Source organism: Microbacterium sp. GW821-FHT01D02, from assembly GCF_059422585.1.
This window is the reverse complement of the sequence record NZ_JBWKXB010000002.1, coordinates 317,528-336,397: the sequence shown is the minus strand read 5'-3', so window position 1 is coordinate 336,397 and position 18,870 is coordinate 317,528. Positions and strand designations below refer to the sequence as shown.

Sequence of the window (18,870 nt, the reverse complement as noted above, 5' to 3'; positions counted from 1 at the left end):
TCGCAGACAACCATGATTGAATCGCCAAGTGACTGATCCCAGCCTTCCGCCTGCGACGCGGCGGGAGCAGCGTGCTCTGCGCGCGTCTTCCTCCGACGCTCCGACGACCGCTGCCGCCGACCCCGAATCGCCCCGCCCTCGACGCCGTCGCCGCGTCTGGCTCTGGGTGACGATCGTGTGCGTGCTCCTCGTCGCCCTGGCCGTGGCCGCGGTGTGGGCGGGGAGCCGGATCTACTCGCAGGCGACGCAGGCGCGATCGCACCTGCTCGCGGCCATGCCCCACGTCGCCGAGGTGAAGACGGCGATGCTCGCCTCGGACTCCGAAGCGGCCGCCACGGCCGCCGCGGCGTTCCGGACGGAGGCCGCCGGAGCGCAGTCAGCCGCATCGGGGAAGGTGTGGGACTTCTTCGAGTCCATCCCGCTCCCGCCGTTCGAGAACCTCCGTGCCGTGGGCACGGTCGCCGATGTCGCCGTCTCCCTCGCCGACGACGTGCTCGTTCCGGCGAGCGGTGTCAGCATCGCCGCTCTCGCCCCTTCGGGCGGGAAGATGGATGTCACGGCGCTGCAGTCGCTCTCCGGTCTGCTCGATCAGATCGTCGCGGGAACCGACGCGGCGGACAAGCGCCTGGCCGCCCTCGATCAGGACGCGCTGCTGGACGAGGTGCGCTCCGGTGTGGAGCAGGTCGACACGGCGCTCACCGAGATCCGGACGGTCGCGGAGCCGGCCGGCGATGTCGTCGCTCTGCTCCCGGATGCGCTCGGTGCCTCCGGGCCGCGCAACTATCTCGTCATGTTCCAGGGCAACGCCGAGGTCAGGGCGAGCGGGGGCGGTCCCGGATCGTTCATCCTCCTGAGGGTCGACAACGGCGCCCTGTCGATCGTGGGCGAGGCGGCCGCCACCGAGTTCGACTTCGACATCCCCGAGCCCGTCGTCCCCATCGACGGCGAGACGGAGGCGCTGTACTCCGACATCATCGCCCGCTGGATCGCGAACCTGACGGCGACCCCGGACTTCCCCACGAGCGCCGCGCTCGCGAAGGGCTGGTGGTCGACGCTGCACGACGATCAGATCGACGGCGTGATCTCGATCGACCCGATCGGTCTCTCGTACATGCTGAATGCGACCGGACCGATCACCCTGCCGACGGGCGACGTGCTCACGAGCGAGAACGCGGCCCCGATGCTCCTCAACGAGGCGTACTTCAAGTACCCCGACGGGGCAGACTCCAACCGGTTCTTCTCCGCCGTCTCCCTCTCGGTCTTCGGCGCCCTCACCGGCGGCAGCATCGAGCCCCTGCCGATGGTGGCGGCGCTGACCAGGGCCACGGAAGAGGGGTGCCTCAAGCTCTGGAGCGCCGACGAGGACGAGGCCGCGCTGCTCGGCGAGTCCCCGCTCTCCGGGCGTCTGCCGACGACGAACGACACCGAGAGCGCGGTCGGGGTGTTCTTCAACGACACCACCGGCTCGAAGATGGACTACTACGTCGACGCCGCGGTGGATGTGAAGGCGGACCGGTGCACCGCCGCCGTCCCGACCTGGACCACGACGGTCACGCTCGAGAATCAGATCACCCCCGATGCCGCCCGCGACCTTCCGCGCTACATCACGGGGCCGTATTTCACCCCCGGCAACATCGGCACCGACTTCATCGTCTACACGCCGGTCGGCGCCACGATCGAGGGATGGACGCTGAACGGCAAGGCGTACGACGCCGTCGCGCACACGACCCACCTCGGACGTGACGCGGTGCGGCTGAACGTCGTCCTCGCGCCCTCCACGACGGCCACGCTGCAGGTCACGATGTCGGGTGCAGAGGGGAGCACCGCGACCGACTTCGCGCCGACCACGGTCCATCACACCCCGATGGTGCGCGACACCCCGGTGACGATCGACGAGCCGAACTGCAAGTAGTCGTCGCACGCTCCGCGGAACGCGACGATCGACCTGACAGAATTGGCGAATGCCGAGTTGGACAGCTGTCGCGTTCGGAGCCCTGGACCTTCGAGGAACCGAGCTCGAGGAGCAGGGCTTCGAACTCGTCGTCGTACCGGTGCATCCGGCCTCGCCCGTGTTCCTCATGGGGGCCGGCGCCGAGGTGTGGCGGACACTGGCCTCCGACGACGCGAGCGGACTCGACAGCGACCCGGAGGCCGAGGGGATCCTCACGACGCTCGAGGAGATGGGCGTGGCGACGCGCGACCCGCGCCATCCCGCGCGCATCGAGGAGCTCGGGAGACCGTGGCTCACCTCGCCCCTGCATGAACTCGTCTACGCCCTCATCGCGCGGGTGGCGGCGCAGCACTCGATCGACGTGTTCTTCATCAAGGGCCCGACTCTCCACGCGCAGGGACTGCGCGATCGGGAGCACTCGGGCGACGTCGACTGCTGGGTGCGACCGGGCGATGACCTTCGTCTGGCGCAGGCCATGCGGGAATGGGGCTGGACGCCGCTGCTCTCGCCCTTCACCGGCACCGGCGTCACGCACTCCCTGACGCTCGCGGCCGGCGAGTGGGGGTGTGCCATCGACGTGCACACCCGCTACCCGGGCATCGACGTCGACCGCGGGGAGGCGTTCGACGCGGTGCTGGCGGAGTCGGAGCCGCGCGTCTTCGCCGGGACGGTGTGCGCGACCCCGCGCCGCGCCGCGCACGGGATCATCGCCGCGCTGCACAGCGTCCGCCCGTTCATCGGTACGCCCGCCGGGGAGTCGCACTTCGAGGAGGCCGCATCGGTCCTGGTGGCGGCGGGTCCCGAGACGGTCGAGATGGCGGAGCGCCTGAACGCGGTGTACGCCCTCGAAGCCCCGTTGCAACGGGCCTTCCCCGACCTCGACCTCGCATATCCCGACGCGCGGCCGCCCGCGGACTGGGCCTGGCGGCTGACCGGTTCGGCTCCGCACCGGCACCTCCGCGCGCTCCGCACGGTGCCGCTCCGGCAGCGTCCCGCGGTGCTCGGCCGACTGATCTGGCCGAGCTCCGAGGTGCTCCGCGCCGCGGGGGAGGAGCCGAGCGCCTCGTGGGCGAGCCGCTCCCTGTCCAGGGTCCGGCGCGTGCTCTCAGCGGCCGTCACCCTCGCACGGCGCCCCTGACGCGCCCGCTACGGGCCGCCCCAGCGTGACACGGGCCACAGGATCGGTCCGGCCCGGCCGAACACGTCGTCGCGGGTCATCCAGCGCCAGCAGCTCTCATCCGCATCGACCGCACCACGGCAGCGGAACACCGAGTCATCCGAGTTCGCACGGTTGTCGCCGAGCACGAGGTACGCGTCGTCGGGCACCGTGACCTCGGGGAAGCACCGTGCCGACCTCGGCGTCGACTCGCAGTCGAGGGCCCCGGTCGTGAACGGCAGGTCCTTCACGACATACGGCTCCTCCAGGGGCTCGCCGTCGACGAGGACCCGTCCCTCGGCGTCGCAGCACTCCACGGTCTGCCCGGGGCCGGCGATCACCCGTTTCACCAGCACGTACGGCCGGATGCCGGTCGTCTCGCCCACCCACTGCAGCGCGCCGGAGAGCCAGTTGCCCGCCGTGGGCTTGTCGCCCCAGGCGTCGTCGGGGCGGAACACGACGATGTCGCCCGGAGCAGGGTCCGAGCCGATGTAGGCCAGGCGGTTCACGACCAGACGGTCGCCGGGCTCGAGGGTCGGAGACATCGACCCGGAAGACGGCTGGCCGACGAAGGCCACGATGATCGCGGCGAGGGCCAGGGCGAGGCCGACGTTGATCCACAGCCCCCAGGCCCGACGGCGACGGCGCGGCGCGGGGGCCTCTCCAGTCGTCATCTCGGTCTCCTGGTCGCGCGGACGGCGGTCCACCCAATAATGTCAGGGAATGGTCCATGAATCCGAGAGCACGCTCGTGCCCCCGGGGGAGCGATCGGTCCGGCAGCGGCCGGTGTCGGAGCGCCTCGTCATCCCCGACGTCCTGCGCGGATTCGCCATCATCGCGATGCTCATCGCGCACGCCGCCTCCTTCCTGCCCGACATCCCGTGGGCCGCGCATTTCGTCACCGCGATGTTCAGCGAGGTCGCCTCCCCGCTGTTCGCCCTGGTCATGGGGATGTCGGCCGAGATCGTGTGGCGCCACGGCGGCCGGCGGGGCATCACGCTGCTGCACCAGGTGCTGCGGGGGCTCTTCCTCATCCTCCTCGGCGTCTGGATGGCCACCTGGGGCTCCTGGGTCGCCGTGGTGCTCGCCTATCTCGGCGTCCTCATCATCATCGGCGCGCCGATCCTGCTCGCCCGCACGCCGGTCGTCATCTCGGTCGTGGCGGTGCTCTTCGTCGCCAGCCAGCCGCTGCCGGAGCTGGCACGGTCGTGGACCTGGGTCTATACGGCACCGGCGCCCGTGCGCGAACTGATGACATGGCTGTTCCTCGGGCCGCAGTACCGCGTCGTGAACCTGCTCCCGATGTTCCTGATCGGCGCGCTCCTGATCCGTCACGGCCTGCAGCGCGATCGGCTGCTGTGGGTCATGGCGGCGGTCGCACCGCTCGCCTACCTCGCGTGGGGGATCGGCCAGCGGCTGGGCAGCGTGCAGTCGGGCGACTACCTCGACACCCTCAAGGACATCGGCCTCGTCTTCGCCGTCTACGTGATCGTCGTGTGTGCGGCGACGGTCCGACGCGAGGGGGCGAGACGCTTCTGGCACCCCGTCTTCGTGCCGCTGATCGCGTGCGGCCAGGTCGCCCTGAGCCTGTACCTCCTGCACGTGGGCCTCATCGCGCTGTGGGCGCAGGCCTACGGGCGGCCGACAGAGAACTTCCTCCCCGGATGGCTGGTCATCGTGCCGGGGATGATCCTCGTCGGCTGGCTCTGGTGGCGCTTCGTCGGCACCGGACCGGTGGAGTGGGTCATGGGGTGGCTCACCGGCCGACGCAAGCCCCTGCTGCGCGCGCACTGAGCGCACCTGCGGCTGGTTCCGATCGTGTGCGGCCGTGTGCGTGCGCTGGAGGACCCGGGGCGCCCTCACACGGAGGGCATGTCGACCAGTGCCCGGATGCTGTCGATGAGCATGTCGATCTCGTCGCTGCCGACTGCCAGCGGGCCCGTCTGCCTGCCGTCGGTGCCGATGAGGGCGGCGACGGGGGTCGCGGGGCCGATCTCGAGGGTCGCGCCGACGGATCCGCCGACGTCGAGGACGAAGCGCGCCGACACCGGGAGGTCGTGGGTCCACTGGGCGGTCGCCGAACCGTGGGCGACCCGCTGGATCACGTAGATGTCGACGACGGCACCGAGCGGGGTCTCGGCGCCGCGGAGCGACTCCAGCGCGGCGCCGCAGGCATGGCATCCCGGAGCGACGAACACGAGAAGCCGGGCGCGTGAGGAGGGGGCGAGGACATCGATGATCTCGGCCGTGTCGACGCGGAGCACGGCTCCCGAACCGCGCGTGGGCGATCCGCTCGTCGACGTCTCCGGGTTCGACGCCCGGACGAGGGACCACACCCCGACGGCGATCAGCAGCCCGGAGCCGACCGCGCCCAGCGTCGTGAGTGTGGACGTCGTGGATACCAGCGCCGACGGGACTCCGACCGGGACCGAGGCGGCGACGCCGAAGAGCGTGACCGAGAGCAGACAGCCGGAGATGACGGTGAGGATGACGTTGCGTGCGATCAGCCGGGGGCCGATCGCGGCGGGGAGCCAGTCGCCGAAGCAGCCGCAGTCCTCGGTGGCGCCGAGCCGATGCGCGCGCATTACGGCGACCAGCAGGGCTGCTGACAGCACCAGCGCTGCGGAGGCGAATCCGACGAAGGCGATGCCGGTCGTGGTGATGAGCCCGACCGCGACGATCGCTTCGACGCCGATGAGCACCGTGGCGGCCGCCGTCGCGTGGCGCGCGGGAATCCGCAGGGCGGTGAAAGCGGCGCGACCCCGGTCGGCGGCCCGCAGCTTGCCGAGCGCGCTGACGGCGAACACCGTCGCGAGGAAGACCGCGACCGGAACGAGGAACACGCTCATGGGGCTCTCCTGGATCGGCAGAGCGGCCGGACCCATGCGGGACCGGCCGCTCTGCGCGGCGATGCTGTCGTCGCGTCGTCCGCTCAGCTGGCCGAGCAGAGGATCAGCGTGGAGCTGACGCCACCCGCCGTCTTCGCACCCGTGCCGACGTAGCCGGCCGGGACGGTGGCGGCGGCGTTCAGGGTGAACGCGACCGAGATCGAGAGCGTCGTGCGGAAATCGATCGTCGCGCCCGCGGGAAGTGCGGACGTCAGTGTGATCTGTCGGCTCGTGCCCGAGAGCACGTTGACGTTCGCGGTGCCGCCGGTGACGCTGAAGACGCCGATGTTCGCGACGCCGGTGCCGGTGACCGTGACGGTCGTGCCGACGGGCAGCGGGGTGGTGGGCCCTGCGGTCAGCGTGAAGCCGGGGCCGAGGACGCCGAGCACGCCACAGGTCCCGTTGAGAGCGAATGCGCCGACCTCGATGTCGCCGGATGCGGCCGCGAGCGGCGTGGCCACGGCGGCGGCGATGACGGGGACGGACCAGGCCGCGCCCTTGACGATCGTGCGGCGCGAGATTCCCTTGTCCTGCTTGATTTCTTCGGTCACGTGAGTGCCCCTCCCTGTTGGATGCAGATGCGGTTTCCCGCGGTGTCGTGAAGAGGCGACACGTTGTCTGCATCCCCCAGGAGCCCCTTCGTGCCCTCAAGCTAGGGCGACGGGAAAGGCATCCGAGGGGCGATCGGCGAACTACGCGCAGGGTGCGCTCAACCTGCGCGAACTGTGCTTTCGCGGGCGGGCGGCGTCAGGCGCGACGGTTCGAGCGGAGGGCGCGCGGAGTGCACGCATACGCATCGTCGAGCGCTCGCCGCAGGCTCATGGGGGAGTGGAAGCCGGCGCGCTGTGCGATCTGGTCGATGCTCAGCACGTCGTAGCGGCTGTCCATCAGAAGGGAGTGCGCGAGGCGTGCGCGCTGGCGGCGGATCTCCCCGGCGACGCTGCTGCCGGACTCGGAGAACACCAGCTGCAGCTGGCGTAGGGACGACTGGACCTCGTGCGCGACACGAGCGGGGTTCAGCGCGGGGTCGCCGCACTGCTGGGCGATCACGGCGATCGCCCGCTCGCGGAGCACCTCGTGCGGGGTGCCCTGACCGGTCGCAGCCCCGACGCGGTCGAGCAGCAGCGCTCCGCTCATCTCCATCACCAGCTGCTCGATCGCGTACTGCTCGATCGCGGACGCCTGGCTGTCGGCATCCAGGAGCCCGGCGACGAAGCGCTGCATCGACGCGTCGAGCAGCCGTCGTTCCGGGTACACGCTCGCGTCCGGACGCAGCGAGGGCGTGAACGACGCGATGGCCGAGCGGGGGACGAGCGCCGCCGTCACCCGCCAGTTCCCCGCCCAGCGCAGCCGTCGGGTGATGCCGTGCGGTGCGATGACGAGTCCGCCCTCCGTCTCCACCCACGGCTCGCCGTCGAGCCTGGACCACAGCGCCTGCGCCTCGACGAACGCGAACACGGAGTGGTCGGGGTAGGCGGTGCCGGTGTCGATGCTGAGCTCCGACGTCCCGCCGCCCATCCCGAGCAGGAGGACTCCGCCGGACGTGCGCACCCTCGAGCGCAGGCCAGGTCGATCTCCGATGCGACGAATGCCGTGCATCGAGAGTTCTCGATCATCGATCGAACGTGCGATCTTGCTGTTCACGAAACGTCCTCTACAGGAGGTCGGCCCCCCGCGAGAGCGACGCGGAAGGGGAGGTCCTCTCCACTGCCGGTCGTCCTCGCTGCCGAAAGGATATAGCCCCGCCGACGCGGATGGGGGATTGATTGAACCGATGTTCAGCTGTCGGATCGGGTGTGCCCCGGAGCCCCAGGATTCCGGGTCGACCGGGCACGGCGATCGCTGTCGTCGTGGCGCGCGGAGTGTCGCCCCGAGTCGCCCGTCAGCGTCGGCGGAAAGCCTGCGACCGCGCGGACGCACGCGTCCGTGGAGGCGCGTGCCGGATCGGGGCCGACCGTGCGGCACCCTTCGTGGGAGGGCGGCGCGAGAGGCCGGCGTCGTGGTGAACGTCTTCGGTCATCCGTGGTCTCCTGATCGATGCAGATGGTGTTCCGTGCGTGATCGGAGAGGCGACACGAACTGTCTGCATCCCCCAGGAGCCCCCCGTGCGAGTCAAGCTAGGGGCCGCGCGATCGGTCGGTGCGGGGAAGCGGGGAAAAGCGCGCAATGTGCGTTGTTTCTGCGCGGAATGTGCGTTTCGTCCGCGGCAACCCCGACCGCCGAGACGTCCGTCGGCTTCGTGTCCGGGCCGTGGGGGATGCTGGATAGGCTTGCGCCATGTCCGACCGCCTCCGAGTCGCCGCGATCGGCGCCGTCATCGACATCGAGCTGACAGGCCGCGGCGAGCGATTCGCGGACCGGGCGCGGCAGGCCTGGGCGGACGCGCTGCTCGCCGGGGAGGGCGAACCGGACGCCGTCGTCGCCGATCGCCCCGGCCTCGACGACGAGGGAGCGCTCGCGATGCTCTCCACCGACGTCACGCTCGCGGCGCTGGCCGAGAAGCGCGGGACGGCCCTCTGGATGCTGCACGCCGCGGGCCTCGCCGACGAGACCGGGCGCGTCGTCGTGCTGAGCGCGCCTTCGGGCACGGGGAAGACCACGGCCGCCCGGCACCTCTCCCGCCGGTTCGCCTACGTGAGCGATGAGACCGTCGCGATCGCGGCGGACGGCGCGGTCGTGCCCTATCGCAAGCCCCTGTCGGTGATCCAGGCGGATGCCCTCCACAAGGTACAGGTGGCCCCCTCGACGATCCACGGAGGCCACCCGCTGCCCGAGCGCCTGCGCGTCGCCCGGATCATCGTGCTGGATCGCCACGACGACGGCCCCGAGGTGCCCGAGGTCGAGCCGCTGGACCTCGCCTCCGCGCTGGAGCACCTCGCACCGCAGACGAGCTACCTCAGCGACATGCCCGCGCCGCTGCACGTCATCCGCGGTCTGCTGGACGCGACCGGGGGCGCGGTGCGCGTGCGCTATCGCGAGGTCGAGGCCCTGGACGCGGTCGTCGACGGATTCCTGGCGCACGGGTCCGTACCGGCGCCCGTGCCGTCCGACGCGGATGTCGCCGGGCCGGAGACGCCGGCGGACGCGGAGCCGGGAGGGCTCGCCGCCACGCCCCGGATCGGCGCGTACGAGCGCACCCCGGTCGTCGACGTGCTCGACCTCGACGACGGGCGTCTCGCCCTGCTGCGACGCTCGGACGCCGGCAGCCGCCTGCACATCCTCGACGGCATCGGACCTGCCGTGTGGTCAGCGGCGCCGGGTCGCACGATCGCGGAGATCACCGACGAGGTCGTCGCCGTGCACGGCCGTCCGGACGGCGACCCGCAGACGCTCGTGAGCGCCGCCGTGGCGCGCCTGGTGGCCGACGACCTGCTGCGCCCGGGCGACCGTCAGACCTGAGCGGTGCCGCGTCGACGGACGCCGGGTGCCGCCTGCTCGTCGCCGGCCTCGTCGTCCTTGGCGTAGCGATCGTAGGCGCCGTAGTACTCGCGGCCGTAGTACGCCGACTCCGCGCCCTTGCGGGGGACGCGGTTCAGCACCACGCCGAGCACACGCCCGGTCGTCCGGGTGATGTTCGCGATCGCGCGCTGCAGCATGTCGAAGGTCGTCTTCCCCGAGGACACGACGATCAGCACGCCGTCGGCGCCCGCCGCCAGCACCGCGGCATCCGTCACCGGCAGCACCGGCGGCGAGTCGAGGATCACGATCGCGGACTTGCTGATCTCGGCGAGGAAGTCGCGCATGCGCTGCGAGCCGAGCAGCTCGCTGGGGTTCGGTGGGATGCGACCGGCGCCGACGACGGCGAGCGGCACATCGCGCGACGGGCGGTGCGCCACGTCCTGCAGCTCGGCGCGACCGGCGAGCACATCGGTGAGGCCGACCTCGTGCGACATCCCGAAGATGTCGGCGATGACCGGACGCCGCAGGTCGCAGTCGATCAGGATCGCCCACTGACCGGCCGCGGCCAGGCTGGAGGCGAGGTTGACCGACACCGTCGACTTGCCGTCGCCCGGCACCGAGCTGGTGACGACGATGACGCGCGGCGGGTTGTCGACGTCGATGAACTGGAGGTTGGTGCGCAGCTCGCGCATCGACTCGATCGTGTGGTGCGACACCCCGTGCTGCGACTCGAGGGAGAAGTCGATCACCCGACGCTCGTCCGCCATCGACTTCTCGAGGGGGAGCGTGCCGATCACGGCAACGCCCGTCTCGCGCTCGATGTCGCGCGGATGGCGCACCCGACGGTCGACGGTGTGCCGCACGAAGGCGTAGACGAGGCCGAGGGCGAGCCCGGCGAGAGCGCCGATGATCACGTTCAGACGGGTGTTCGGCGACGACGGGGAGCTGGGCAGGCGAGCCGAGTCGCCCACGATGAGGGAGATCGCGGCGGGAGTGGTCTCGGTGCCGCCCTCGAGCTTCTCGATCTCGATCGCCATGCCATCGAGCCAGGCCTGCGCGAGCGCCTGCGCCGCCTCCGGCGTCGGGCCCGTGGCGGTCACCTTGAGGGCCGTGGTGTCGATCGGATTCGTCACGGCGACGCGGTTCACCAGCACATCGGGAGAGGAGTCGATGTCGAGCTCCTCGATCGCGTGCTCGGCGACGGCCCGCCACGATCCGAGGTTGAGGTACGACTTGACGCGGCTCTGCGCCAGCTGGTTGCCCACGAGCGCGGAGCCGCTCGTCCCGTCGCCCCCGACAGCCGTCACGATGCCGGTCGTGTCCGCCGAGTACACCCGCGGCTGCAGCGCGCTCCACCCGAAGGCCGCGGCGGCGCCGACGAGCGTGGCGACGACGATGACGATCCAATGCGCGCGCAGGATGCGCACGTAGTCTCTCAGTTCCAACTCTTCATCCCCTCGCACATCCCACGGGGAGCTCGGGATGCAGACATGATGAGCATACGGCGAACACCTCCTCGCGGCGGGCGCACACGGTTCAGGTCAGAGCATCGCGCACGATGCGCTCGACCTCGACCAGCGCGGGTGTCAGCTCCGCCGCCGATCGGGCGTAGGTCTCCCGGGACCGTCGGTAGGGGTCGATCACGTCGTCCTCGTCACCGGAGGAGGGAGTGATGCCGCGCTGGTCGTTGACGGCCCGCAGCACCGCAGCGAAACGCTCCCGGGGAGAGTCGCCGGCCGCCTCCGCCGCGGCACGAGCCTCCTCGTCGGTCAGCGTCGACGCGAGGCGCGCGAACTCGCGGACCGTGAACGTGCGACGAAGCCGATTCGGCATCATCTTCACCACGTGGGAGCGATGCTCGCGAGCCATCGTCAGGATGAGGTCGGCGTCGGCGAGTAGTGGCTCGACGAGATAGCGGGCCTGATGAGCGGCCGCCACCTCGGGGTCGGCGCCCTCCTGGACCGCGAGGTCGAGCGCGGGCTCCGGCATGCCGTGGCCGACCAGCGCGTGCGTGCCCGCGCTGTGGACCCGCACGCCCAGCGGCTCGAGCTCGGCCCGCAGCAGCACCTCGGCGAGCGGCGAACGGCAGATGTTGCCGGTGCACACGGTGAGGATGGTGAGTCGCGACGACGGCTCCGTCGAGCTCGTCGAGCTCAGGAGATCGGCGAGGGGAGCGGGGGCGTCGGCGGGCGACGGCGTGGATGGGGTCGTGGATGGCGGCGGCGTGGCGTCGGCGTCGGAGCGCTCGCGATCCCGCCACTCCCGGCGGCTCATTCCGGCCGGAGGCCCCTGGTCAGACTGCGCGTTCACGCCACCAGCCTAGAGCTCCGGGGCGGCCGTCTCGTGAGCAGGAGCACCAGCAGGGCGGCGAGGATCCCGCCGATCAGGGCGCCGAGAGTGTTCGCGATCACATCCGAGATCGTGGGGAAGCGTGAGGGCATGAACCCCTGCACCGTCTCGATCAGTCCGCTCAGGAGCGCGCCGATCACGACCACATGCCAGAGCCGCAGACGTGACCAGGCGAACGGCAGGAGCAGGCCGATGGGCACGAAGAGCGCGACGTTCGCCAGGAACTCCAGCACGACGGCGCTCTGCTGGTAGGGAGCGATCCCCGCCTCGGCCACCCAGCGGGCGATCACGCCGACCAGGCCCGTGACCTTCGCCGAGACCGTCGCCGGCAGCCACACGGTGAACCCGACGAAGAAGAGGTAGCCGATCAGGGCCACTCGAGCCGACAGGGCTCCGGCGCGGACGGGAGCAGCGGCGGAGGACATGCCGTCATGCTAGCCGCGACGCCTTCGCCGGCCCCTCAGCTTCGGGTGCCGCTCCAGTTCAGCTGCTCGATGTAGCGCAGCAGCACGCCCTCGCGGAGGGCCCACGGCGACACCTCGAGCTCCTCCACCTCCAGGGCGGTCATGGCCGCGTGCAGCGACACCGCCGCGGCCACGATCTGGAACGTCCGGTCGGGCGTGATGCCCGGCAGCTCCTGCCGTGCCGAGGCGGGCAGTCGAGCGAGCCGGGGGATCCAGGAGCCGAGCGAGGCCCGCGGCAGCAGCATCCGCTCGCTCCCCGACCAGCCGGGCGCCGGGTAGCCGACCAGTCGCGCCAGTGAGCGGATGGCCTTCGACGACCCGACGACGTGGTCGGGGCGGGGGAGGGCGAGGAAGCGCGGCAGCACCGCGGAGAGCGTCGTCGCCGCGTGGGCGCGCAGGCGCTCCACGTCGGCCTCGCCCGGCGGATCGTTCGGGAGGAACTGCACGGTCATGCGCCCGGCTCCGAGCGGGACGGACGCCGCGGCATCCGGCATCTCCTCCGCGCCCGCCGCGACCTCCAGCGAGCCGCCGCCGATGTCGAGGAGCAGGATCTGCCCGGCCGACCACCCGAACCAGCGCCGCACGGCCAGGAAGGTCAGCTCGGCCTCGGTCTCGCCGTCGAGCACCTGCAGCGGCTGCCCGAGCGCCGCTTCGATGCGGGCGATGACCTCGGCGCCGTTGCGCGCGTCGCGCACGGCGCTCGTCGCGGTGGCCAGCAGCTCGTCGACCCGCTCGTGCTCCGCCACGCGGCGGGCCTGCGCGACCGCGGCCTCGAGCGCGACGACGCCCTCCTCCGAGATCGCCCCGTCGGGTGTCAGGTAGCGCATCAGGCGCAGCACCGTCCTGTCACTCGTCGTCGCGAGCGGACGTCCACCGGGGCGGACGTCGGCCGCCAGCATGTGGACGGTGTTGGATCCGATGTCGAGGACTCCCAGGCGCACGGGAAGAGAATACTCGCACACCGGGCGTCGCCCTCGCGTATCGGATGGCCCTGGCGCGGGACAGGCGGATGACACGGTTCGTCACACATGGCAACAGATCGACCTGCCCGAATACGACTCACAGCAGATCGATAGCGTCGGCGTCATGCCAGACAGCACCGTCCTCCTGCCGCTCGCAGCGCTCGCGACCACCGCCGTCGCGTTCGTCGGCCTCGCGCTGCTCCGTCGCCGCGGTGCGGGATTCACCACACTCGTGCTGCTCGCGCTCGGCGTCGGCATCGGCGTCGGCATCGGATTCCGCGACGGTCTCGACTACGTCGCCGTGCTCGGAGACCTCTACGTGCAGGTCATCACGGCGATCGTCGCGCCGCTCATCTTCATCTCCATCCTCTCCAGCGTCACCTCGCTGGGCTCGGCGGTGAAGCTGCGCACGATCGGGCTGTCGAGCGCGTTCTGGCTGCTCCTCACCAACGCGATCGCCATCGTGCTCACGCTCGCCGTCGCCCTGAGCGTCGGCCTCGGACAGGGCGTGCAGTTGGAACTCAGCGAGGGCAGCGGCGACACGCTGACCGGATTGATCAAGCCGCTCGACGAGGTGCTGCTGGGCCTGTTCCCGTCGAACATCGCCGGCGACTTCGTCTCGAACAACATCACCGGCATCATCCTGTTCGCCCTGCTCTTCGCCGTCGCCTACCTGGTCGCCAACCGGACGGACGACCCGAACCTGCGCTCGTTCAAGAGCGTGATCGACGGCACCAAGAAGGTCATCATGACCGCGGTGGGCTTCATCATCGAGCTCACCCCGTACGCGGTCCTCGCCCTCGTCGCCACGACGACGGCCACCGCCGTCACACGCATCGAGACCGTGCTCGCGCTGGTCCTGGTCCTGGTGCTCGCGCTCGGAGTCGCGTTCATCGACGCCTACGTCGTGAACGGCGTGCTGCTCCGGGTGTTCGCGGACGTCAATCCGATCCGGTGGTTCCGCCTGCTGACCCCCGCCCAGTACACGGCGTTCACGACCCAGTCGAGCGTGGGGACGCTCCCGCTGACCATCCCCACCCTCACCCGCAAGGTCGGCGTGCCGGAGGACGTCGCCGCGTTCACGGCCCCGATCGGCACCACCATCGGGATGCCGGGATGCGCGGGCATCTGGCCGATCATCGTCGCGGTCTTCTCGATCAACGTCCTCGGCATCCAGTACTCCGCGTGGGACTACGTCGCGCTCGCCGGCCTGTGCCTGCTCGTCTCGCTCGGCACCGCCGGTGTTCCCGGCACCGCCATCATCACCGCCACCGCGGTGCTCAGCGCATCCGGACTCCCGGTCGAGGTGCTGGTCGTCCTCATCCCGATCAGCGCGGTCGCCGGCACCGCATCCACCATGGCCAACGTCACCGCGGCGGCCACGGCGGCGACCATCGTCGCCCGACGCCTCGGCACGCTCGACGACGCCGTCTTCCGCGGCGAGCGCCCGCCGCTCACGAGCCCCGCGGAGCCCGCGTCGCGGCGGGAGCGCCGGCGCGCGCAGACCGCGCCGACACCCGTCGTCTCCGACCTCGGCATCCCCGCCGACCTCCCTCTCGGGCAGTGCGAGCTGCCCGCCCCCCGTTCGACCCACGAGAAAGTCTCCCGATGAAAACTCCCCGCCGTTCCCGCGTGCTCTCGGCGCTCGCGGTCTCCGCCGCCTTCCTGCTCGCCCCGATCGCGATCCCGACCGCCGCGCACGCCGCGGGGGACGTCTGCGACCTGTGCTCGATCAACTTCGATCTGGGGGCCTGCGAGAAGCTCGGCGGATACCCCTACGACTCGACGGTGGAGGCGCCGCCGGCCGCGGTCGGCGGCGGCGCGCAGCCCGCACCCAAGCCCGCTCCGGCGCCCAAGCCCGCGCCGAAGCCGGCTCCCGCGCCCGCCCCGGCACCCAAGCCGGCGCAGCCGCCCGCGACGGGCAACGACAAGCCCGCCACCGGCACGTCGACCTCCACGACGACCACCACGACCACGGTGCCGGAGAAGGCCGCGACCGTCGCGGCGACGGCCCCGACGGCGCCGGCCGGTCTCACGCACGAGATCGACGGCACCAGCCTCTCGCTGGCGTGGAAGGCACCGGCCGACGGCGGCTCCCCGCTCACCGGCTACAAGCTGATCCTCAACGAGGGCACCCCGATCGAGCTTCCGGCCGATGCGACGGACTACGAGATCGAGCTCGGCGAGGGCACGTACGACCTCACGCTGATCGCGACGAACGCGGTGGGCGACTCGCCCGCGTCCGAGTCGATCGAGGGCGTCGAGATCGCCGCCGAGGAGCTCGAGTCGGCGGAGTCGGCGGAGACCGTCACGGCCGACGCTCCCGCGGAAGCCGGGATCCCGCTGGCGGCACCGCTGACGCTCGGCGGCATCGTCGTCGTCGCCGGCGGACTGCTCACCTGGTGGTGGCTGCGTCGTCGCGCGACGGCCGGCTCGACCGTCCCGGCCGCGGCCTCCGACGACGGCACCCCCATCCTCTGACCCGAACCGCCCACGCACCGAGAACAGGAAACCTTCATCATGTCCAGCACAGCACGAGGCAGACGCCTCGCCGTGGGCTCCGTCATCGCGGCGCTCGTCGCGGGCGGGGCCGTGGGCCTCACCGCCCTTCCGGCCGCAGCCGTCCCGGCCCCCGCCCCGACGTTCGACTACTTCGCCGACACCATCCCCGGCCTGCGCGCCGGCTCGGTGTTCGAGTCCGTGACGTTCGAGAGGTTCGAGAGCCTCCTGAACAGCGACGGCACCTACGCGTTCCTGCTCGGCGGTCCGAGCGATCCGACCACCGTCGCGACGGCGGCGGAGATCGACCGGGTCGCGCAGCAGTACGGCGTCGACGCGATCTACACGTTCGACCCGCTCCTGGACGGCGCCTCCGTCGACATCCGGACCTTCGTCACGGGGGTCGCCGGTGAGGCCGCGGGCGCCCTCTACACGCGCCTCGTCGACGGGTACCTGAACAAGGACACCACCCCCGAGTTCGGTGCGGGCACCGACCCCTACCTCTTCGTCTACGACGGCGACCGTCGCGTGGAGGGTGTCGAGGATCGCATCGTCTCCTCGCTCGGCGGCAGCGAGGACGCCGGCTCGGCGACGACGGACGGCTACCGCCAGAAGGTGGCATCGGTGTTCGACGCCGTCGCCGTGAACGGTCAGGCGAAGCTGGACACGCAGTCGCAGTACGACTTCTTCTCGACCGCGGTCAACTCCCGCCACCGTGCGGCCTACAGCACCAACCTCACCGCCTACGGCGAGACGATCTTCACGGCCGCGGACGCCGACGACTTCGTGCTCCAGTCGATCACGTACCCCGAGCTCGTCGACCTGCTCGAGTCGGACGGGGAGCACACCATCCTGTTCGGCGGCACCTGGTGCCACAACACCCGCGCCGTGATCCGCGACGTGAACCACAAGGCCGCGCAGTCCGGCGTGCAGACCGTGTACGTGTTCGACCTGCGGCTGGACGGCTGGAGCGGGGCGAACGCGCACATCCGCGACACCAACTCGTCCATCGCGCACCTCTACGGCGACCTGGTGCAGAAGCACCTCCCGAACCTCAAGACCCAGTACGTCCTGAACGGCAGCGCGGGCCAGCGGGTCGACTACCACCCGGGCGGCGACACCGCGGCGGAGAAGGTCGCGGCCCGCAAGCTGCAGGTCCCGTACCTCTTCGACTACGACGGCTCCGACACGGCCGCGCCCATCACGAAGAACTGGATCCAGGACAACGGCGAGGCCGGATTCCGCGAGTACATGACCGAGTGGTGGTGGATCTCCGACCTGCAGGGCCCCGCGAAGCGCCCGAACCAGACCGACGAGCAGTACGAGGCCGGTCGCGCCACGAACCTCGCGTTCGCGGACGAGGCGCTCGCGAAGCTCGACGAGTTCTTCGGCCTCGGGGTCGAGCCCGTCGCGACCGCTCCCGCCGCACCGTCGGCTCCGACCGTGACCGCCGCGGGCGATGCCGTCACCGTCAGCTGGACCGCTCCGGCGTCGGACGGCGGATCGCCGCTCACCGGATACTCCGTCACGCTCGGCTCGACCACGGTCGACACCGCGGCGGGGGTCACCAGCCACACCTTCACCGGTGTCCCGGTCGGCACCCACACCGCGTCGGTCACGGCGCAGAACGAGATCGGGCGCTCGCCCGCTTCCGGCACGGCCTCCGTGACCGTGGGCGGCGACCAGCCCGGTGGCGGCGAGCCCGGCGGCGGCGAGGAAGGGGAGCTTCCCGAGGCGGGAGACGCCTCCGTCACCGTGACCGGCGACCTGCGTCCCGGCGGCGAGATCACGGTCCGCGGTGAAGGGGTCGACCCCGACTCCGACGCCGTGCGCGTCGAACTGCACTCCACGCCCACGGTGCTCGGCAGCACGACCGCCGCGGCCGACGGCACCTTCGCGCTGCGGGCCACGATCCCGGCATCCGTCCCGGCCGGCGGCCACGCGGTCGTTGTGTTCGTCGACGGCGTCGAGGTGGCCCGTGCCTCCGTGACGCTGGGCGCATCGGGCCTGGCGAACACGGGAGTCGACACCGGGCTGCTGATCGCGGGCGGCGTGACCGCTCTGGTCCTGCTCGGTGCCGGTGGTCTCCTGGTGGCCCGTCGTCGCGCGATGTCGGCATCCTGACGGACGTATGCCGCAGCCGGACGCCCCTTCCCTCGCACCGGGGAAGGGGCGTCCGGCGCGTCCCGCCCGCGAGCACGCGGATACGATGTACTCCGTGACCACCGCCGACCCCACGCTGCCGCTGTCGCCCTATCGGGAGATCGGCCGAGCGGAATGGGCACGGCTCGCCGCCGGCCTGGACCAGCCGCTCACCGAGACCGAGGTCGTCGAGCTCCGCGGCATCGGGGACCGGCTCTCGCTCACCGAGGTGCGCGAGGTGTACCTGCCGCTGAGTCGACTGCTCAGTCTCTACGCGACCTCGACGAAGCGTCTCGGCGCGGCCACGTCGTCCTTCCTCCAGGAGGACGACACCACCACGCCGTTCGTCGTCGGCGTCGCAGGATCCGTCGCGGTGGGCAAGTCGACGATCGCGCGACTGCTCCGCGAGCTCATGAGCCGCTGGCCGGGCACGCCCCGTGTGGAGCTGGTGACCACCGACGGCTTCCTCTATCCCAACGCCGAGCTCGAGCGCCGCGGGATCATGGACCGCAAGGGCTTCCCGGAGTCGTACGACCGACGCGCGCTGATCGAGTTCCTCACCGAGGTGAAGAGCGGCGCGACCGAGGTGCGGGCGCCCTTCTACTCGCACATGCGCTACGACATCGTGCCCGACGCGAACGTCGTGGTGCGTCGCCCCGACGTCGTGATCGTCGAGGGGCTGAACGTGCTGCAGCCGCCGCCCGCCCCGAACGACGTCGCCGTGAGCGACCTGTTCGACTTCTCGATCTTCGTCGACGCCGACACCTCGCACATCGAGAAGTGGTACGTCGACCGCTTCCTCGCACTGCGCCAGGCCGCGTTCAGCAACCCCTCCTCCTACTTCAACGTGTTCGCGCACCTGACGGACGAGGAGGCGATCACCACGGCGCTCGGGTACTGGAACGAGATCAACATGCCCAACCTCGTGGAGAACGTGATGCCGACCCGTCACCGCGCGCGTCTGGTGCTGCGCAAGGGCGCCGACCACGACGTCGAGACCGTCCTGCTGCGCAAACTCTGAGCGCCGTTCGGGGCGAGAGAATGTACGGACGACTCGCAA

At 71.1% G+C, this 18,870-nt stretch carries 16 protein-coding genes; 8 read left to right on the top strand and 8 right to left on the bottom strand.

Annotation, left to right across the window (positions count from 1 at the left end):
- Positions 1-28 precede the first annotated feature (28 nt).
- Positions 29-1,912: a DUF4012 domain-containing protein gene (locus AC07VM_RS10370; protein WP_494911060.1), complete on the top strand. Its 1,884-nt coding sequence runs from the start codon at positions 29-31 to the stop codon at positions 1,910-1,912.
- A gap of 49 nt (positions 1,913-1,961) precedes the next feature.
- Positions 1,962-3,089, top strand: a complete 1,128-nt coding sequence (locus AC07VM_RS10365; protein WP_494911058.1) for a hypothetical protein — start codon at positions 1,962-1,964, stop codon at positions 3,087-3,089.
- An 8-nt stretch (positions 3,090-3,097) separates the two neighbouring features.
- Here the strand turns inward: AC07VM_RS10365 and lepB are convergent, their stop codons facing one another.
- Positions 3,098-3,781 carry a signal peptidase I gene (lepB, locus tag AC07VM_RS10360; RefSeq protein ID WP_494911057.1) on the bottom strand — a complete coding sequence of 228 codons (684 nt, stop codon included), beginning with the start codon at positions 3,779-3,781 and terminating at the stop codon, positions 3,098-3,100.
- A 49-nt stretch (positions 3,782-3,830) separates the two neighbouring features.
- On the opposite strand from lepB, the gene AC07VM_RS10355 reads away from it, so the two are divergent.
- Complete coding sequence (locus AC07VM_RS10355) at positions 3,831-4,901, top strand: acyltransferase family protein (RefSeq protein ID WP_494911056.1); 1,071 nt, start codon at positions 3,831-3,833, stop codon at positions 4,899-4,901.
- Between the two features lie 65 nt (positions 4,902-4,966).
- Here the strand turns inward: AC07VM_RS10355 and AC07VM_RS10350 are convergent, their stop codons facing one another.
- From AC07VM_RS10350 to AC07VM_RS10340, 3 genes are all read right to left on the bottom strand, one after another.
- Positions 4,967-5,956 carry a MauE/DoxX family redox-associated membrane protein gene (locus AC07VM_RS10350; RefSeq protein WP_494911055.1) on the bottom strand — a complete coding sequence of 330 codons (990 nt, stop codon included), beginning with the start codon at positions 5,954-5,956 and terminating at the stop codon, positions 4,967-4,969.
- 83 nt (positions 5,957-6,039) lie between these two features.
- Entirely contained in the window at positions 6,040-6,546 is a 507-nt protein-coding gene (locus AC07VM_RS10345) for a hypothetical protein (RefSeq protein WP_494911054.1), read from the bottom strand.
- A gap of 196 nt (positions 6,547-6,742) precedes the next feature.
- Positions 6,743-7,546, bottom strand: a complete 804-nt coding sequence (locus AC07VM_RS10340) for a helix-turn-helix domain-containing protein (protein WP_494911053.1) — start codon at positions 7,544-7,546, stop codon at positions 6,743-6,745.
- Positions 7,547-8,272: 726 nt separating this feature from the next.
- Here AC07VM_RS10340 and AC07VM_RS10335 point away from each other — a divergent pair.
- On the top strand, positions 8,273-9,394 hold the full coding sequence (locus AC07VM_RS10335) for a P-loop NTPase family protein (RefSeq protein ID WP_494911051.1): 1,122 nt from the start codon (positions 8,273-8,275) through the stop codon (positions 9,392-9,394).
- On the opposite strand, the gene AC07VM_RS10330 is transcribed toward AC07VM_RS10335, so the two are convergent.
- The 4 genes from AC07VM_RS10330 to AC07VM_RS10315 all read right to left on the bottom strand — a co-directional run bounded on the left by AC07VM_RS10330 (position 9,385) and on the right by AC07VM_RS10315 (position 13,148).
- Positions 9,385-10,839: a tyrosine-protein kinase domain-containing protein gene (locus AC07VM_RS10330; RefSeq protein WP_494911049.1), complete on the bottom strand. Its 1,455-nt coding sequence runs from the start codon at positions 10,837-10,839 to the stop codon at positions 9,385-9,387. The two genes, AC07VM_RS10335 and AC07VM_RS10330, sit on opposite strands and share 10 nt — an antisense overlap.
- 91 nt (positions 10,840-10,930) lie before the next feature.
- On the bottom strand, positions 10,931-11,704 hold the full coding sequence (locus AC07VM_RS10325; RefSeq protein WP_494911048.1) for an arsenate reductase/protein-tyrosine-phosphatase family protein: 774 nt from the start codon (positions 11,702-11,704) through the stop codon (positions 10,931-10,933).
- On the bottom strand, positions 11,701-12,168 hold the full coding sequence (locus AC07VM_RS10320) for a VanZ family protein (protein WP_494911047.1): 468 nt from the start codon (positions 12,166-12,168) through the stop codon (positions 11,701-11,703). The genes AC07VM_RS10325 and AC07VM_RS10320 overlap by 4 nt, the downstream gene beginning before the upstream one ends.
- A 35-nt stretch (positions 12,169-12,203) precedes the next feature.
- A complete protein-coding gene (locus AC07VM_RS10315) occupies positions 12,204-13,148 on the bottom strand; it encodes a Ppx/GppA phosphatase family protein (RefSeq protein WP_494911046.1) in 945 nt (314 codons plus the stop codon).
- A 145-nt stretch (positions 13,149-13,293) separates the two neighbouring features.
- On the opposite strand from AC07VM_RS10315, the gene AC07VM_RS10310 reads away from it, so the two are divergent.
- From AC07VM_RS10310 to coaA, 4 genes are all read left to right on the top strand, one after another.
- Positions 13,294-14,781 (top strand): dicarboxylate/amino acid:cation symporter, encoded by a 1,488-nt coding sequence (locus tag AC07VM_RS10310; protein WP_494911045.1) that lies wholly within the window; start codon positions 13,294-13,296, stop codon positions 14,779-14,781.
- The gene (locus tag AC07VM_RS10305) at positions 14,778-15,650 is read left to right on the top strand and encodes a fibronectin type III domain-containing protein (RefSeq protein ID WP_494911043.1); all 873 of its coding nucleotides are present in this window, start codon (positions 14,778-14,780) and stop codon (positions 15,648-15,650) included. The genes AC07VM_RS10310 and AC07VM_RS10305 overlap by 4 nt, the downstream gene beginning before the upstream one ends.
- A 39-nt stretch (positions 15,651-15,689) precedes the next feature.
- Entirely contained in the window at positions 15,690-17,792 is a 2,103-nt protein-coding gene (locus AC07VM_RS10300; protein ID WP_494911041.1) for a fibronectin type III domain-containing protein, read from the top strand.
- 85 nt (positions 17,793-17,877) lie between these two features.
- Entirely contained in the window at positions 17,878-18,831 is a 954-nt protein-coding gene (gene coaA / locus AC07VM_RS10295; RefSeq protein ID WP_267417525.1) for a type I pantothenate kinase, read from the top strand.
- The last annotated feature ends 39 nt before the right edge of the window (positions 18,832-18,870 follow it).

Coding starts and splice junctions, on each gene's coding strand:
- AC07VM_RS10300 (WP_494911041.1), top strand. CDS start 15,690: ATGTCCAGCACAGCACGAGGCAGACGCCTCGCCGTGGGCTCCGTCATC.
- AC07VM_RS10305 (WP_494911043.1), top strand. CDS start 14,778: ATGAAAACTCCCCGCCGTTCCCGCGTGCTCTCGGCGCTCGCGGTCTCC.
- AC07VM_RS10350 (WP_494911055.1), bottom strand. CDS start 5,956: ATGAGCGTGTTCCTCGTTCCGGTCGCGGTCTTCCTCGCGACGGTGTTC.
- AC07VM_RS10365 (WP_494911058.1), top strand. CDS start 1,962: ATGCCGAGTTGGACAGCTGTCGCGTTCGGAGCCCTGGACCTTCGAGGA.
- coaA (WP_267417525.1), top strand. CDS start 17,878: ATGTACTCCGTGACCACCGCCGACCCCACGCTGCCGCTGTCGCCCTAT.
- AC07VM_RS10320 (WP_494911047.1), bottom strand. CDS start 12,168: ATGTCCTCCGCCGCTGCTCCCGTCCGCGCCGGAGCCCTGTCGGCTCGA.
- AC07VM_RS10335 (WP_494911051.1), top strand. CDS start 8,273: ATGTCCGACCGCCTCCGAGTCGCCGCGATCGGCGCCGTCATCGACATC.
- lepB (WP_494911057.1), bottom strand. CDS start 3,781: ATGACGACTGGAGAGGCCCCCGCGCCGCGCCGTCGCCGTCGGGCCTGG.
- AC07VM_RS10355 (WP_494911056.1), top strand. CDS start 3,831: ATGGTCCATGAATCCGAGAGCACGCTCGTGCCCCCGGGGGAGCGATCG.
- AC07VM_RS10310 (WP_494911045.1), top strand. CDS start 13,294: ATGCCAGACAGCACCGTCCTCCTGCCGCTCGCAGCGCTCGCGACCACC.